Here is a 1274-nt window from a genome sequence, read left to right as displayed (position 1 = left end):
CAACTCACGCAAAGCTTGACGCATGCGGTGCTGTGTTGGGTACCAAGCCCCCTGATTCTGTGGCTCCTCCTGACACCAAACCACATCCTTTGCCTTGGTATAGACAGAAAGGATGTCCACCAAGTCCTGATGAGGAAATGGATAGAGTTGCTCGATACGTACGACAACAGTGTCGATAATTTCATTGCTGCGCTGATAGTCGAGCAAGTCATAGTAAACCTTACCGCTACACATAATGATGCGAGTGATTTTCTTTGGGTCGAGACCCTCCGAATCACCAATTACCGTTTGAAACTCGCCACTGCTGAGATCATCAAGAGTCGAAATAGCCTCTTTGTGACGGAGAAGACTCTTAGGCGTGATGGCAACCAATGGCTTTCGCAAAGGCCGTTTCACCTGACGCCGCAACATGTGAAAGATCTGCGCAGGGGTAGTTGGTACACAAACCTGGATATTGTGTTCAGCGCACAACTGCAAGTAGCGCTCCAGCCTTGCCGAACTGTGCTCAGGCCCTTGGCCTTCGTAACCGTGAGGCAGCAGCATGGTCAAACCACATAGTCGACCCCATTTATGTTCGCCACTTGTAATAAACTGATCTATGACAACCTGCGCCCCGTTGGCAAAGTCTCCAAACTGAGCTTCCCAAATAACAAGGGCATTAGGATTTGTGGTCGAATAGCCATATTCAAACGCAAGCACAGCCTCTTCCGATAATAGAGAGTCATAGATTTCAAGTCTTGGCTGGTCTTCAGCGAGATTCGCAAGCGGAATAAAAGTGCTCCCATCTTGCTGATTATGAAGCACAGCATGTCGATGAGAAAATGTTCCTCGACCAACGTCCTGACCAGTAATGCGCACTTCATGGCCCTCATTGATCAAGGTCGCGTACGCCATAATTTCGCCATAACCCCAGTTTAGCGGCAAGGCTCCTTGGTTCATTTTTTTTCGGTCTTCAATAATCTTTTGAACCTGACGCTGGATAGGGAATCCTTCAGGGGTCGTCGTTAACTTCTTACCAACTCTTTGAATTGTTTTGAGCGGAACGCCCGTTTTGGCACGCGCGGTCCATTCATGCCCAATATACGGTGCCCAATCGACATACATCTTTGAATTGGGCTCCAGCACCAAGCTACGTGTTACATGCTCACCATTATCCAGAGCAGCTCGATAATCATCCTCGAGCTTCTTGCTCTGCTCTGCGGTAACAAACCCTTCCTGAATCAACTTATCTGAATAAATCGTCCGAGTGGTCGGCAAAGCCTTAATGATCTCGT

General features: G+C 48.4%; 1 pseudogene. It reads right to left on the bottom strand.

What is annotated here, in order from left to right:
• A pseudogene (locus A3751_RS17980) lies at positions 1 to 1274 on the bottom strand (2-oxoglutarate dehydrogenase E1 component); the annotation flags it as partial.

The sequence above is a fragment of the Oleiphilus sp. HI0080 genome, from assembly GCF_001635135.1.
This window is presented reverse-complemented; position numbering and strand designations above follow the sequence as displayed.